The sequence below is a fragment of the Pseudomonas solani genome (assembly GCF_026072635.1).
Taxonomy (GTDB): Bacteria; Pseudomonadota; Gammaproteobacteria; order Pseudomonadales; family Pseudomonadaceae; genus Metapseudomonas; species Metapseudomonas solani.
Window position 1 is genome coordinate 2590251 of sequence record NZ_AP023081.1, and the last position, 13424, is coordinate 2603674.

Here is a 13424-nt window from a genome sequence, read left to right on the forward strand (position 1 = left end):
TGTGGATGCAAAACAGGCGGGGGACCGCTCCACCGCCTGCCTGCTCAATTGAAAATCTTGCCGGGGTTCATGATCCCGTTCGGATCGAACACCGCCTTGATGGCCTTCATGACGGCGATCTCGGGCTCCGAGCGGCTGTAGGTGAGGTAGTCGCGCTTGGTCATGCCCACGCCGTGTTCGGCGGAGATCGAGCCGTTGTATTTCTGCACGGTCTCGAACACCCACTTGTTGACGGTCGCGCACTTGGCGAAGAACTCGTCCTTGGACAGGGCGTCCGGCTTGAGGATGTTCAGGTGCAGGTTGCCGTCGCCGATGTGGCCGAACCAGACCACTTCGAAGTCCGGGTAGTTGGCTTCGACGATGGTGTCGATGTCCTTGAGGAAGGCCGGCACCTTGGAAACGGTCACCGAGATGTCGTTCTTGTAGGGCGTCCAGTGGGAGATGGTCTCGGAGATGTACTCGCGCAGCTTCCACAGGTTCTGCAGCTGTTGCTCGCTCTGGCTCATCACGCCGTCCAGCACCCAGCCCTGCTCCACGCAGTGCTCGAAGGTGGCCAGGGCGTCGTTGGCCACTTCCTCGGTGGTGGCTTCGAACTCCAGCAGCGCATAGAAGGGGCATTCGGTCTCGAAGGCCGCCGGCACGTCGCCACGGGCCATGATCTTGGCCAGGGCCTTGTCGGAGAAGAATTCGAAGGCGGTGAGGTCCAGCTTGCTCTGGAAGGCGTGCAGCACCGGCATGATCGAATCGAAATCGGGGGTGCCGAGGACCATCGCGGTGAGGTTCTTCGGCGCACGATCCAGGCGCATGGTGGCCTCGACCACGAAGCCCAGGGTGCCTTCGGCGCCGATGAACAGCTGGCGCAGGTCGTAGCCGGTGGCGTTCTTGATCAGGTCCTTGTTCAGCTCCAGCAGCTCGCCGGTGCCGGTGACGACCTTGAGGCCGGCGACCCAGTTACGGGTCATGCCGTAGCGAATGACCTTGATCCCGCCGGCATTGGTGCCGATGTTGCCGCCAAGTTGGCTGGAACCTGCGGATGCGAAGTCCACCGGGTAGTACAGGCCCTTGTCCTCGGCGAAATTCTGCAGCTGTTCGGTGATCACACCCGGCTGGCACACGGCGGTGCGGTCGAATTCGTTGAATTCGAGGATCTGGTTCATGTAGTCGAAGGCCACGACCACCTCGCCGTTGGCGGCGACGGCGGCAGCGGAGAGGCCGGTACGGCCGCCCGAGGGCACCAGGGCGACCTTGTGCTGGTTGGCCCAGCGGACGATGGCCTGCACCTGCTCGGTGGTCTTGGGGAAGACGATGGCGGTAGGCGCTGGCGCGAAGTGCTTGGTCCAGTCCTTGCCGTAGGCGTTCAGGGAATCAGCGTCGGTCAGCACCTTGCCAGGCTCAACCAGGGTCTTCAGCTCTTCGATCAGGGCAACATTGGTCATCAAGGGAACTCTCGAATCATTCATGGTCGCCCTGAGAACGTTTCAGGTCGCAACCGAGCAAGGAAAAAGGAGAACATGCTAGCATACGCACCCCGTGAATCATGCCTTACAGGCGTTTTGCGGGGTAGCTGCAGCACAGCCTTCTGAACTTTTCTACCGGGACAAATAGGTACGCAGATGAGCAAGACCTCCCTCGACAAGAGCAAGATCAAGTTCCTTCTCCTCGAAGGCGTCCACCAGAACGCCGTGGACACCCTGAAGGCCGCCGGCTACAGCAACATCGAGTACCTCAAGGGCGCGCTCTCGGACGACGAACTGAAGGAAAAGATCGCTGATGCCCATTTCATCGGCATCCGCTCCCGCACCCAGCTGACCGAGGAAGTGTTCGACTGCGCCAAGAAGCTCATCGCCGTGGGCTGCTTCTGCATCGGTACCAACCAGGTCGACCTGAACGCCGCCCGCGAACGCGGTATCGCGGTGTTCAACGCCCCCTATTCCAACACCCGCTCGGTGGCCGAGCTGGTTCTGGCCGAAGCCATCCTGCTGCTGCGCGGCATCCCGGAGAAGAACGCCTCCTGCCACCGTGGTGGCTGGATCAAGTCGGCGGCCAACTCCTTCGAGATCCGTGGCAAGAAGCTCGGCATCGTCGGTTACGGCTCCATCGGCACCCAGCTCTCGGTCCTGGCCGAGGCCCTGGGCATGCAGGTGTTCTTCTACGACACCCTGACCAAGCTGCCGCTGGGCAACGCCACCCAGATCGGTAACCTGCACGAGCTGCTGGGCATGTCCGACATCGTCTCCCTGCACGTTCCCGAGCTGCCCTCCACCCAGTGGATGATCGGCGAGAAGGAAATCCGCGCCATCAAGAAGGGCGGCATCCTGATCAACGCCGCGCGCGGCACCGTGGTCGAGCTGGACCACCTGGCCGCCGCCATCAAGGACGAGCACCTGATCGGCGCCGCCATCGACGTGTTCCCGGTCGAGCCGAAGTCCAACGACGAAGAGTTCGAAAGCCCGCTGCGTGGCCTGGATCGCGTGATCCTGACCCCGCACATCGGTGGTTCCACCGCCGAGGCCCAGGCCAACATCGGCCTGGAAGTGGCCGAGAAGCTGGTCAAGTACAGCGACAACGGCACCTCCGTGTCCTCGGTCAACTTCCCCGAAGTGGCCCTGCCGTCGCACCCCGGCAAGCACCGCCTGCTGCACATCCACGCCAACGTTCCGGGCGTGATGAGCGAAATCAACAAGGTGTTCGCCGACAATGGCATCAACATCTCCGGCCAGTACCTGCAGACCAATGCCAAGGTCGGCTACGTGGTGATCGACGTCGACGCCGAGTACTCGGACCTGGCGCTGGAGAAGCTGCAGCACGTCAACGGCACCATCCGCAGCCGCGTCCTCTTCTAACCCAGGGCTGCTGCGCGTCGGCGATACGGCGTTGGGAACGGCCTCGAAGTGCTCATTCACAGATGTGAACTCCGCGCTTCTCGGCCATTCCCGCCTTGTCTCGCTCTAGCTCGCGAGCCCTGATGACGGAGCTGGACAGTAAGAAGGGAGGCCTTGGCCTCCCTTTTTCATGCCTGTGATTTCAGGTTCATCTGGCGATTCGTGCTGAGGCTCATGCCGTAGGGCGTGCCTTGCGCGTCGGCGATACGGCGTTGGGAACGGCCTCGAAGTGCTCATTCACAGATGTGAACGCCGCGCTTCTCGGCCATTCCCGCCTTGTCTCGCTCTAGCTCGCGAGCCCTGATGACGGAGCTGGACAGTAAAAAGGGAGGCCTCGGCCTCCCTTTTTCATGCCCGCGATTTCACGATCATTTCACGGTGACGGTGATCTTCTCGGAGATGACCGGCGGGTCCAGCGGCACGTGGTTCTTGTCGCCCACCAGCAGCTGCAGGGTGTGCTTGCCCGGCGGCAGGGTGACCTGGGTTTCCGTCTGGCCCTTGCCGAAGTGCTTGAGGTTGTCGGTCATCGGCAGCGGCATGTTCATCGCCGGTTCCTTGTCGACATCGATCAGCAGGTGGTGGTGGCCGGTGGCGGGGGAATCGACCCCGGCGGGCGCGACGCCCATGCCCTGCAAACCGAACTTGACGCTAAACGTCTTGTCCACAGTGGCGCCGTCGGCGGGCTCGATGAAATAGACCTTGGCGCCTTCGGGTGCCGGGGTGCGTGGCATCTCGGCGAACGACGCGGTGGAAACCACCGCCAGCAGGGCCGCAAGGCCCAGGGGAGCGTACGCAAGCTTCATGACTGACTCCTTGTTGGTAAGCAACACACAGACCCTGCATGGGGGGTTAGGTTCAGCGGCCGACGTTGCCGGTTGTGTCTACGCTGAACCCACCGTCCCGGGTCATCGATCAAGAAGAACCAGAGGTTTACCTGAAATGCGCCTGTTGCACTGCCTGCTCGCCCTCATTCCCCTGGTCGCCGCGCCACTGGCCCGGGCCGACCTGATCGACGATGTCTGGGAGCGTGGCAGCCTGCGGATTGCCCTGGTTGACGACGCGCCGCCCTACAGCTTCCGCCAGGACGACAAGCTCACCGGCTACGAGGTGGAGCTTGGCCACGCCCTGGCCGATGAGCTCAACGTCAAGGCGGACTTCATTCCCGTGCCGCGCGACAAGCTGCTCGATGGCCTGCGCAGTGGCAGTGTAGACATCGTGCTCAGCCGCGAGGCCCAGGCCGCCCGTGATGATCAGCAACTGGAGTTCAGCGAGCCCTATGGCGTCGGTGGCGGCCAGCAGATCGCCGGCGGCACCGACAGCGGCGGGCTGACCCAGTCGCTGGCGCCCAGCCAGGCCCAGGACAAGAGCGCGGAGGGCAGCGAGAAGGGCCCGCAGGAGCAGGCGATCCCCTTCCTCAAGGAGAACCCGGCGTTCCGCAGTGCCCTCAACAATGCCCTGAACAAGCTCAAGAGCAGCGGGCGCCTGGACGAACTGTCGCGCAAATGGCTGGAGGGCCAGGCGCCTTCCCAGGCGGCGTCGGAGGGCGAGAAACCGCAGCCGTCGCCCCAGCCCGAATCCAAGCCCGAAGCGGACCCCGAGCAGCCTTAGCCGGCTGCTGCGGCTTCCCGCGCCGCCAGCCAGGCGGCTGCGGCCTCAAGCTGCGTTTCGTTGAACACCCGCACGCCTTCGGCGCGCAGCAGCGCCGCCGTCACGCCTTCGCCGGGCACGCGGGTGCCGCTGAAGGTGCCGTCATAGGCCTCTTCGTTGCCGCAGGAAGGGCTGCGTGCCTTGAGCACCGCAACACCGATGCCATGGCGGCGCACCAGCTCCAGGGCGATGCGCGCGCCGGCGACGAACTCGGCGGTGACGTCCTCGCCGCTGTCGGTCACCACCGGTATTCGCCCTTCCAGCACCTGCGCGCCCTGGCCGCCGGGCACCTCGGCCGGCGCCCGGGGCGTGGGCAGGCCGCCGGCGACTTCCGGGCACACCGGCACGATGCGCCCCTCGTCCTGCCAGCGTTGCAGCAGGTCATAGGGGCCGTGGGCGCCGCCGTCGTATCGCACCCGTTGCCCCAGCAGGCAGCGGCTGACCAGAATTCTCTGCATGAATCACTCCTCGAAGGCTGCCAGCCTACTCCGCGTCGCTGCCAGGGTCACCGCGCGTAACACCCGTGAAGTTCCTCGCGCCGCACCAGTCTTTGGCTGGCCCATCCTTAGGCGGGAAGCGGCGAGGGGCACTGGCGCAGCGGCAAGGGGCTCCCCAGACTGCGGCGGCCAACCCGCGAAGGACAGCCGCCATGCCCATAACAAGAACGATCCCGCTCCTCGCCTGCACCGCCCTGCTGTTCTGCGCCTCCAGCCAGGCAGCCATGGAAACACTCGATAACCAGCAGCTTTCCGACGTCACCGGCCAGGCCGGCATCAGCATCCGCCTGGACGTGATGGCGCGCATCGACAAGCTCAGCTGGACCGACAGCGGCAACAGCGTCTCGCTGCGCAATATCCGCATCGACAACGGCTGCGACAGCCCCAGCGCCTGCCCCAATGGCGCCGGCGGCAGTTTCGCCCTGGGCCCGGCGCAGCTCGGCCTGACCTTGCCGATCTTCAACATCGACCAGCCGACCCTGATGGTCGATGTGGTGAAGAACGCCAGCGGCAAGGACCAGTTGGTTCTCACCCTGCCGGACCTGACCACCATCAACGACCAGCTGATCCAGTCGGGCCTGCCCGCCCAGCGCATCCGCATGCGGGTGAGCAGCGATATGTACGTGGGCGACAGCAGCCTGGGCAATATCGAGATCCGCGACATCGTCGACCTGCGCGGCACCTTCAAGGTCTGGGGCCACTAAGGCCCCGGGCGGCTCAGAGCGGGCCGTCACCGCGGCGGCGGAACCAGCCGGTGAGGGAGAGGCGCTCGCGGCTGGCCGGCAGCACCTCGTGGGGCAGGTCGCCGGAGAGGAACACTACCAGGGTGCCGGCTTCGGGGAGCACGTCGTGGGTGGCGCCGTCGGCCAGGTACAGACGCAGTTCGCCGCCCTCGCCGGGCTCCCAGTCGGGGTTGAGGTAGAGCACCGCCGAGACCGCGCGGCGATCGTCGTCGCGGAAGCGGTCCAGGTGCTTCTGGTAGAACGCCCCCGGCGGATAGAGGGCGAAATGCGCCTCGAAATCCTCCAGCCCCAGGAACAGCTCGCGGTTCAGCCGCAGGCGCAGCTCATCCATCAGTTCCAGGTAGTGGTCGCAGGGCGCGGCCTGGCCGGGTTCCAGCCAATCGATGCGGTCGCCACGGATGCCTTCGCGCACCTGCTGGCCATCGCCCCGGCCGATGCCCGCCGGGCTCAGCTCGCCGGCCGCCGAGCGGGCGCGGCATTCCCGCGCCAGGGCGGCGACCAGATCGGCCGCGATGGCGCCGGGCTGCAACGACCAGCCGCGCTGGGCAACGTCGTCGCTGATGGGCTCGAAGGGGATGAAAGCGTCGGGATTCGGCATGGTCGGCGCATTCTAATCAGGCCGCAGAATGCCGCCTACAGCGTTCGGTTAAATTTATGACGAGGCCTTCTCAGCTCCTCGACAAGCCCGCCCGCCAGCACGGAGAATAGCCCCCGCGCCACCATGGCCGGAGCCCCAGCCGCCGTGCCCTCCGCCCATGCAGCCCGCACCCCGACCGAACCGAACCCGCAGCCCCGGGTCTAGAACAACACCGGATCGCGCCCTCCAGGAGTCACCATGCGCCTGCTTCTTGCCGTCACCTTCCTGCTCATCGGTCTGCCGGCGCTGGCCGACGACCACGCCAGCCTGTACCAGGCGGCGGGCTGGCCGGAACAGCGGGCGCACTTCAACGATGCCCTGACGGCGGCCCAGCAGCGCTACCAGAAGACCCTGCCGCCGGCCGTGTACCAGGCCCTGGTGAACAACAGCAACCAGCGTTTCCAGGCCCAGGCCATCGACCAGCGCGCCCAGGCTGCCCTGCGTAACGCACTGAACGACCCGCGCCCGGCCCTGGGCTTCTTCCAGTCGCCGCTGGGGCGCAAGATCATCGCCGCCGAAGTGCTCGCTACCCGCCGCGACCAGCTGGCGAAGAACGCCAACGGCCTGCCGCGCATCGACGCCAGCGCCACCCGCCGCCTGCAGGTGCGCCACCTGGCCCAGGCGCTGCCGGCCAAGGAAGCCGGTGCCGAGGTCAGCCTGGCCCTGGCGGGCGTGGCAGCCGACAGCCTCAGCCAGATGCTCCCCGGCCTGCTCGGTGGCGGCCAGGCCCAGGGCCTGCTCGACAGCCAGCGCCAGCGGGTGATGGAGCAGATCAGCAACGATCTCGACAACACCCTGCTGTATGTCTATCGCGACCTGTCCGATCCGGAATTGGAAGAGTTCGTCACCTTCGCCGAGTCCGGCGAGGGCAAGGCCTATTACCAGGCCGCCCTGGCCGCCGTGCGCGCCGGCCTGGCCGTGGGCCAGGATGCCGCCAACCTGGCACCTGCGCAGCAGAGCTACTAGCTCGCCGCTGCGGGCCTGGCTCAGTACCCCAGGCGTTCCCGCAGGAAGGCGAAGTAACGCTCCCGATAGGCCGGCGCCTCGTTCACCAGGTGGTGCCCGGCCCCCTCCAGCATCAGCACTTCGGGTTGGGCGAACTTGTCGTCCAGCACCCTGAGGTTGTGCCGCCAGTCCACCGTCATGTCGCCATCGCCCTGGATCACCAGCGGGCGCCGTGTTGAGCGTGGCGCGGCCTCGATATGCGGCACCCAGCGTGACAGCGCGCCAACCCAGGCGGTGGGCAGGTTCTGCGGCTGCAGCGGGTCGTGGTGGTGGACGAAGTCGATGAACTCGGCATCGCTGGAGTTGACGCTGAAGCGCCTGGGAATGCTTTCGACGAAGGGCTTGAGCATGCGGTAGCTGAATTTCGACCAGCCCCAGGCGCGCGGGCGTACCAGGGGGGCGAACAGCAGGGTCTCGCCGATGCAGGCCTCGGGGGCGCCGGTCAGCAGGTAGTCGAGGATGATCGCGCCACCGGTGCTCTGCCCGGCCAGGTGCCAGGGCTGTGGCAGGTCCAGCGTCCGCGCCTCGGCCAGCAGGCCGCGCAGGGTCGCCTGGTATTCTGCGAAGTCGAGGATGCTGGCGCGGGCGCCGCTGGACAGCCCGTGTCCCGGCAGGTCGCAGGCGATCACCGCCAGGCCCAACCCCAGCGCCCACTCGATCACGTGGCGGTACAGGCCCATGTGGTCGTAGTAGCCGTGCAGCAGCACCAGGGTCGCGCGCGGCTGCGCCGGCCACCAGGCCTGGGTGGCCAGGGTGTAGGACTCCACCTGCATCACCCCCAGGCGCGTCTGCACGCCGGGAATCCGCGCCGAGAAATCCAGCCCGTAGAAGGCCCGGTAGAGACCGGCCAACTGCAGGTCGGGTGCCGCTGCGGCCAAGGGTCGCAGGAGCGAGCGCAGTTGATCGGGCTGGAAGGCGTCTGGCATCGGGGGTATCCATTCGAACGGGGCAGTGGCCGGGGGCAGGGCGGCCGGCGATAAAGGTTGCCGATATTCAGCTGCGGGGCGCGTCGTGGCAAGCTACGCGTCCTGCAAAAGGTCTCTCCCCATGCGCTCGCCTTCCCGTAGAACCCTGTTCGCCAGCCTGCTCGTCATCGCCTGGATCATCGCCATGGTCGCCGCCTACCGCTGGTACGACGCGCGCTTCGTCCGCCCGTTCAGCGAGCGCACCACGCTGTTCTCCGGCGATGGCCTGCAATTGCCCGCCGAACTGGCCGGGCCGGGGCCGATCCGCCTGGTGCATTTCTTCGACCCCGCCTGCCCCTGCAACGTCGGCAACCAGCAGCACCTGGGCGAGCTGATCGAGCGCTTCGCCGACCGGGGCGTGGCCTTCTATGCCGTGCAGAAACCGGGGAGCAAGGGCCAGCTGCCGCAGAACCTGCAACGCATGACCCTGCTCGCCGAGCTGCCCGGTGCCGCGGCCATCCCAGCCACCCCCGCCGTCGGCATCTGGGACCGCGAAGGCCGCCTGGCCTACTTCGGCCCCTACAGCGAAGGGGCGGTGTGCAACTCGGCCAACAGCTTTATCGAACCCATCCTCGAGGCGCTGCAGGATGGCCGCTCGGTGGACGCCACCCACACCCTGGCGGTGGGTTGCTACTGCGACTGGGCGCCGGCGGGCTGAGCGCTTAGCGCGGACGGTTGGAAGCGGCGGAAGATGGCCTCGGCCTCGCCGCTGTCACGCAGGGTCTGCAACTCCCGGTCGAGCGCCTGGCTCAACGACGCCCCCGTGGCGAACCCTTGCTCACCAGCAGGTAGAAGGCCTTGCTCGCCGGCAGCTCGAGATGGCGCAGCGTTTCGTCGCCCTGGTAGGCCCCCAGGGACAGCCCGCCGTAGAGCGGTTCGATCTCGCTGGGGAAGAAGTCGCAGCGTTGCAGCTGCAGCAACCCCAGGTTCTGTTGCACGCTTTTCACCCGCAGGACGTCCTGGGTGATGCCGTAGGGCGCGTAGTTGTAGCCGATGACCCCGCACACCCGGTAGTTGGCCAGGCTGGTGGCGTCGGTGACCGCCGGTGCCTCGGCGAAGCGCCGGGTGGAATAGAACAGGCCCAGGCGCGTGCGGTAGAGCGGCTCGCTGTAGTGGGCGAAGGTTGCGCGCTCCTCGGTGTAGCTGGCGTCCCAGGTCACCTCGCAGTGACCGGAGCGGGCGAAGTCGGCCAGCTCCTGCTGCACCCGCGCCCAGGGCAGGTAGTGCAGCTCATAGGGAAGGTCGAGGCGTTGCAGCGCCGTCAGCACCAGGGTGGTCGCCGAGCCGCTGAGGCGGGTGTGGTCGATTTTGCCGTCATGGCGCTCCCAGTAGGTATAGGGCGGCCACTCGTTGCCATCGCCGAGACAGATCTTCACGGGCTCCGCCGCTTCCACCCCGCAGCATCCTGCCAGCAGGCACCCCGCAATGATTCTGTTCATCGCACCTCCAGGCCCTCCCCAAGGCTAGATCAGCCGTGGCGAATCGCACGGGTTCCGGTGCCGGTCGTGCCCTGTAGCCGCTGCCGATAGGCTTCCGGCGTCATCTCGTGCCAGCGGCGGAAGGCCCGGTAGAAGGGCGACAGCTCGGCGAAGCCGCAGGCCCGTGCCACCTCGCGGATCGGCATGCCCCCGGCCAGGAGTTCCAGCGAGCGGGACTGGCGCACCGCATCGCGCGCCTTGCGCAGGCTGCTGCCCTGTTCGGCCAGGGCCCGCTGCAGGGCGCCGGGGGCCAGCCCCAGCTCCGCCGCGCAGGCGGCCAGGGAGCAGTCCGCCTGGCCCAGGCGCACGCCCAGCAGGTAGTGCAGGCGGTTGAGCAGCTGGTTTTCCGCCAGCTCGCCCAGCTGGGCCTCGGCGTGCTGCCAGAGCAGCGCATGCATCTGCGGGTTGGCGGTGCGCGAGGGGCGTCGCAACAGGCTGCTGGGGAACAGCAGCGCATCGTGCGGGCAGCCGAAGGTGGGTTGCAGCCCGAACAGGCGGCGGTGTTCCACCAGCCGGCGTGGCTGGGCATGGCGGAACTCCAGGGCGTCGACCTTGAACTCGTCGTCGGTGATCGACTTCATCAGCTTGATGAACAGCAGCGCCAGGCACTCCATCTGCTGGCGCAGCGGCGCGACGCCGGTGTAGTTGAGGTCGATCACCAGGCGCGCCTGCTCGCCCCGCACGTCCAGCTGGGCGACGAAACCGCCGGAGAGGATGTGCTGGAAGCGCACGAAGCTGTCCAGTGCCTCGCGCAGGTCGCGGCTGGCCAGCAGCAGGTAGCCGACCACGTCGAGCATGCGTGGTTTCATCTGCTCGCCCAGGTGCAGGCCGATGTCGCGGTCGCCGGTAATCACTTCGGCGGCCTCCCAGAACAGCGGTGCATCGTCGTGCTTGAGGCGCCCGTCGGCAGGCATGAACAGGTGCCGGCGGTGCTGGAATACGCGGCGGTAGATATCGGCGGGGTCCAGCCCGAGATCGCCCAGCGCCTCGTAGAGCAGGCGGCGCAGGGTGGGGGAGTGGGTCAGGGGCAGCGCGGTGGCGGAGTCGGCGTCGGGCGTGGGCATCGGGAGTTTCTCTGAATTGACCGAAGACTTTCAGCTCTGCGGTATTTGGTCAATGCCGAGCTCCATGGCGCTGAGGAAAATGCCAGGCACTAGAACAAGGAGAATCCCTTCATGAAACGCACCCTGACTGTCCTTGCCGTGGTGGTTGCCGCCGTGGCCGCCGGTGGCGCCTGGTACGCCCAGAGCAAGAAACCCCTGCGCGACGGCGAATTGGCCATCGCCCACCTGCAGGCCCCGGTCAGCGTCCGCTACGACGAGCGTGGCGTGCCCCACATCCAGGCCGCCAACGAGGCCGACATGTACCGCGCCCTGGGTTTCGTGCATGCCCAGGACCGCCTGTTCCAGATGGAAATGCTGCGCCGCCTGGCCCGTGGCGAGCTGGCCGAGGTGCTGGGTGCCCGCCTGGTGGACACCGACCGCATGTTCCGCACCCTGGAGCTGCGCCAGCACGCCGCCGTCTACGCGAAGAAGATGGACATGGACAGCCCCTCCGCCCAGGCGCTGGCCGCCTACCTGGATGGCATCAACCAGTACCAGGACAGCCGCCCGGCGCCGGTGGAGTTCGACCTGCTGGGCATCCCCAAGCGCCCCTTCACGGTGGAAGACACCCTCTCGGTCGCCGGCTACATGGCCTACAGCTTCGCCGCTGCCTTCCGCACCGAGCCGGTGCTGACCTATGTGCGCGACGAACTGGGCGCCGATTACCTCAAGGTCTTCGACCTCGACTGGCACCCCGAGGGCGTGGTCGGGCAGAAGCTCGCCGCCAGCGACTGGCAGGCCCTCAACGGCCTCGCCCGCCTCAGCCACCAGGCGCTGGTGGAAGCCGGCCTGCCGCAGTTCGAGGGCAGCAACGCCTGGGCCGTGTCCGGCAGCCGCACCGCCAGCGGCAAGCCCCTGCTGGCCGGCGACCCGCACATCCGCTTCGCCGTGCCGGCGGTGTGGTACGAGGCCCAGGCCTCCTACCCCGGCTTCGAGCTCTACGGCCACTACCAGGCGCTCAACCCCACCGCGTCCCTGGGGCACAACGGGCAGTTCGCCTGGAGCCTGACCATGTTCCAGAACGACGACCTCGACCTGGTCGCCGAGAAGGTCAACCCGGACAACCCCAACCAGGTCTGGTACCAGGGCCAGTGGGTGGACATGCAGAGCCGCGAGGAGACCATCCAGGTCAAGGACGCCGAGCCGGTGAAGCTGACCCTGCGCCGTTCGCCCCATGGCCCCATCGTCAACGACGCCCTCGGTGCCACCCCCGGCAAGACGCCCATCGCCATGTGGTGGGCCTTCCTCGAAACCGAGAACCCCATCCTCGACGCCTTCTACCAGCTGAACCGCGCCGACACCCTGGACAAGGCCCGCAGCGCTGCCGAGAAGATCCACGCCCCCGGCCTCAACGTGGTCTGGGCCAACGCCGCCGGCGACATCGGCTGGTGGGCCTCGGCCAAGCTGCCGCAGCGCCCGGACGGGGTTAACCCCGCCTTCATCCTCGACGGCAGCAGTGCCGAGGCGGACAAGCCCGGCTACCTGCCCTTCAGCGCCAACCCCCAGGAGGAGAACCCCGAGCGCGGCTACATCGTCTCGGCCAACTTCCAGCCGCTGTCGCCCACCGGTGTCGCCATCCCCGGCTACTACAACCTGCCGGACCGCGGCCAGCGCCTGGACCAGTTGCTGGCGCAGAAGGACGTGAAGTGGGACCAGGACAACAGCCGTGCGCTGCAACTGGAAACCGCCACCGGCTATGGCCCACGCCTGCTCGCGCCGTTGCTGGGCGACCTACGGGCCGCCGCGGCCGACGACGCCGAGCGTGCCCTGGTGGAGAAGCTCGCCGCCTGGCAGGGCGACCACCCGCTGGACTCCACCGTCGCCACTGTCGCCGAACAACTGGTCTACGAACTGGCCCGTGGCGCCTTCCATGACGAGCTGGGCGATGCCTTCTTCGACAGCCTGCTGTCCACCCGCGTGCTCGACGTGGCCCTGCCGCGCCTGGCCGCCGACGCCGACTCGCCCTGGTGGGACGACCGCAGCACCGATGCCCGCGAAACCCGCGCCGACACCGTCAAGGCTGCCTGGCAGGCGAGCCTCGCCCACCTGAAGAAGACCCTCGGCGACGACAGCGCCAAATGGGCCTGGGGCCGCGCCCACACGCTCACCCACGGGCACCCGCTGGGCATGCAGAAGCCCCTGGACAAGCTGTTCAACGTCGGCCCCTTCGCCGCCCCCGGTGGCCACGAGGTGCCCAACAACCTGTCCAACCGCGTCGGCCCGGCACCCTGGGAAGTGGCCTATGGCCCCTCCACCCGTCGCCTGATCGACATGGCCGACCCGGCCCACGGCATCGGCATCAACCCGGTGGGGCAGAGCGGTGTGGTCTTCGACCGCCACTACGACGACCAGGCCAAGCGCTACGTCGAGGGCGAGTACGTGCCCATGCACATGAGCGAAGAGGATGTGAAAGCCAACACCCAGGGCACGCTGAAGCTGGTGCCCAGGCCCTGATGCAAACCGTGCC

General features: G+C 67.2%; 13 protein-coding genes. 6 read left to right on the forward strand and 7 right to left on the reverse strand.

Annotated elements, in window-relative coordinates; all coding sequences use genetic code 11:
- Positions 1 to 44 precede the first annotated feature (44 nt).
- A complete protein-coding gene (locus PSm6_RS11695; protein ID WP_021218283.1) occupies positions 45 to 1436 on the reverse strand; it encodes a D-2-hydroxyglutarate dehydrogenase in 1392 nt (463 codons plus the stop codon).
- A gap of 177 nt (positions 1437 to 1613) precedes the next feature.
- On the opposite strand from PSm6_RS11695, the gene serA reads away from it, so the two are divergent.
- Complete coding sequence (gene serA, locus PSm6_RS11700; protein ID WP_021218284.1) at positions 1614 to 2843, forward strand: phosphoglycerate dehydrogenase; 1230 nt, start codon at positions 1614 to 1616, stop codon at positions 2841 to 2843.
- 407 nt (positions 2844 to 3250) lie between these two features.
- Here the strand turns inward: serA and PSm6_RS11705 are convergent, their stop codons facing one another.
- A complete protein-coding gene (locus PSm6_RS11705; protein WP_021218285.1) occupies positions 3251 to 3685 on the reverse strand; it encodes a DUF4399 domain-containing protein in 435 nt (144 codons plus the stop codon).
- A gap of 136 nt (positions 3686 to 3821) precedes the next feature.
- On the opposite strand from PSm6_RS11705, the gene PSm6_RS11710 reads away from it, so the two are divergent.
- A complete protein-coding gene (locus PSm6_RS11710; RefSeq protein WP_158545626.1) occupies positions 3822 to 4490 on the forward strand; it encodes a transporter substrate-binding domain-containing protein in 669 nt (222 codons plus the stop codon).
- Here the strand turns inward: PSm6_RS11710 and PSm6_RS11715 are convergent.
- Positions 4487 to 4987, reverse strand: a complete 501-nt coding sequence (locus tag PSm6_RS11715) for a 2-thiouracil desulfurase family protein (protein ID WP_265170250.1) — start codon at positions 4985 to 4987, stop codon at positions 4487 to 4489. The two genes, PSm6_RS11710 and PSm6_RS11715, sit on opposite strands and share 4 nt — an antisense overlap.
- A gap of 191 nt (positions 4988 to 5178) precedes the next feature.
- Here PSm6_RS11715 and PSm6_RS11720 point away from each other — a divergent pair, with 191 nt between their 5' ends.
- A complete protein-coding gene (locus tag PSm6_RS11720) occupies positions 5179 to 5730 on the forward strand; it encodes a DUF6160 family protein (protein ID WP_043245801.1) in 552 nt (183 codons plus the stop codon).
- 13 nt (positions 5731 to 5743) lie between these two features.
- On the opposite strand, the gene PSm6_RS11725 is transcribed toward PSm6_RS11720, so the two are convergent.
- Positions 5744 to 6367, reverse strand: a complete 624-nt coding sequence (locus tag PSm6_RS11725) for a 2OG-Fe(II) oxygenase (RefSeq protein WP_021218289.1) — start codon at positions 6365 to 6367, stop codon at positions 5744 to 5746.
- 237 nt (positions 6368 to 6604) lie between these two features.
- On the opposite strand from PSm6_RS11725, the gene PSm6_RS11730 reads away from it, so the two are divergent.
- On the forward strand, positions 6605 to 7372 hold the full coding sequence (locus PSm6_RS11730; protein ID WP_021218290.1) for a DUF2059 domain-containing protein: 768 nt from the start codon (positions 6605 to 6607) through the stop codon (positions 7370 to 7372).
- A gap of 20 nt (positions 7373 to 7392) precedes the next feature.
- On the opposite strand, the gene bipL is transcribed toward PSm6_RS11730, so the two are convergent.
- Positions 7393 to 8337 carry a phospholipase BipL gene (gene bipL / locus PSm6_RS11735; protein WP_265170251.1) on the reverse strand — a complete coding sequence of 315 codons (945 nt, stop codon included), beginning with the start codon at positions 8335 to 8337 and terminating at the stop codon, positions 7393 to 7395.
- 121 nt (positions 8338 to 8458) lie between these two features.
- Between bipL and PSm6_RS11740 the strand changes: the two genes are divergently transcribed.
- The gene (locus tag PSm6_RS11740) at positions 8459 to 9034 is read left to right on the forward strand and encodes a DUF6436 domain-containing protein (RefSeq protein WP_265170252.1); all 576 of its coding nucleotides are present in this window, start codon (positions 8459 to 8461) and stop codon (positions 9032 to 9034) included.
- Between the two features lie 91 nt (positions 9035 to 9125).
- Here the strand turns inward: PSm6_RS11740 and PSm6_RS11745 are convergent, their stop codons facing one another.
- Both PSm6_RS11745 and PSm6_RS11750 read right to left on the reverse strand, forming a co-directional pair.
- Entirely contained in the window at positions 9126 to 9815 is a 690-nt protein-coding gene (locus PSm6_RS11745; RefSeq protein WP_265170254.1) for a substrate-binding periplasmic protein, read from the reverse strand.
- Between the two features lie 29 nt (positions 9816 to 9844).
- On the reverse strand, positions 9845 to 10918 hold the full coding sequence (locus PSm6_RS11750; protein ID WP_021218294.1) for an AraC family transcriptional regulator: 1074 nt from the start codon (positions 10916 to 10918) through the stop codon (positions 9845 to 9847).
- A gap of 111 nt (positions 10919 to 11029) precedes the next feature.
- Here PSm6_RS11750 and PSm6_RS11755 point away from each other — a divergent pair, with 111 nt between their 5' ends.
- Complete coding sequence (locus PSm6_RS11755; RefSeq protein ID WP_265170255.1) at positions 11030 to 13411, forward strand: penicillin acylase family protein; 2382 nt, start codon at positions 11030 to 11032, stop codon at positions 13409 to 13411.
- Positions 13412 to 13424: the final 13 nt, after the last annotated feature.

Bases quoted from the DNA above. Each gene is read 5' to 3' on its own strand.
- PSm6_RS11715 (WP_265170250.1), bottom strand. From the start codon at position 4,987: ATGCAGAGAATTCTGGTCAGCCGCTGCCTGCTGGGGCAACGGGTGCGA.
- PSm6_RS11730 (WP_021218290.1), top strand. From the start codon at position 6,605: ATGCGCCTGCTTCTTGCCGTCACCTTCCTGCTCATCGGTCTGCCGGCG.
- PSm6_RS11745 (WP_265170254.1), bottom strand. From the start codon at position 9,815: ATGAACAGAATCATTGCGGGGTGCCTGCTGGCAGGATGCTGCGGGGTG.
- PSm6_RS11750 (WP_021218294.1), bottom strand. From the start codon at position 10,918: ATGCCCACGCCCGACGCCGACTCCGCCACCGCGCTGCCCCTGACCCAC.
- PSm6_RS11740 (WP_265170252.1), top strand. From the start codon at position 8,459: ATGCGCTCGCCTTCCCGTAGAACCCTGTTCGCCAGCCTGCTCGTCATC.
- serA (WP_021218284.1), top strand. From the start codon at position 1,614: ATGAGCAAGACCTCCCTCGACAAGAGCAAGATCAAGTTCCTTCTCCTC.
- PSm6_RS11705 (WP_021218285.1), bottom strand. From the start codon at position 3,685: ATGAAGCTTGCGTACGCTCCCCTGGGCCTTGCGGCCCTGCTGGCGGTG.
- bipL (WP_265170251.1), bottom strand. From the start codon at position 8,337: ATGCCAGACGCCTTCCAGCCCGATCAACTGCGCTCGCTCCTGCGACCC.
- PSm6_RS11710 (WP_158545626.1), top strand. From the start codon at position 3,822: ATGCGCCTGTTGCACTGCCTGCTCGCCCTCATTCCCCTGGTCGCCGCG.
- PSm6_RS11755 (WP_265170255.1), top strand. From the start codon at position 11,030: ATGAAACGCACCCTGACTGTCCTTGCCGTGGTGGTTGCCGCCGTGGCC.
- PSm6_RS11720 (WP_043245801.1), top strand. From the start codon at position 5,179: ATGCCCATAACAAGAACGATCCCGCTCCTCGCCTGCACCGCCCTGCTG.
- PSm6_RS11695 (WP_021218283.1), bottom strand. From the start codon at position 1,436: ATGACCAATGTTGCCCTGATCGAAGAGCTGAAGACCCTGGTTGAGCCT.
- PSm6_RS11725 (WP_021218289.1), bottom strand. From the start codon at position 6,367: ATGCCGAATCCCGACGCTTTCATCCCCTTCGAGCCCATCAGCGACGAC.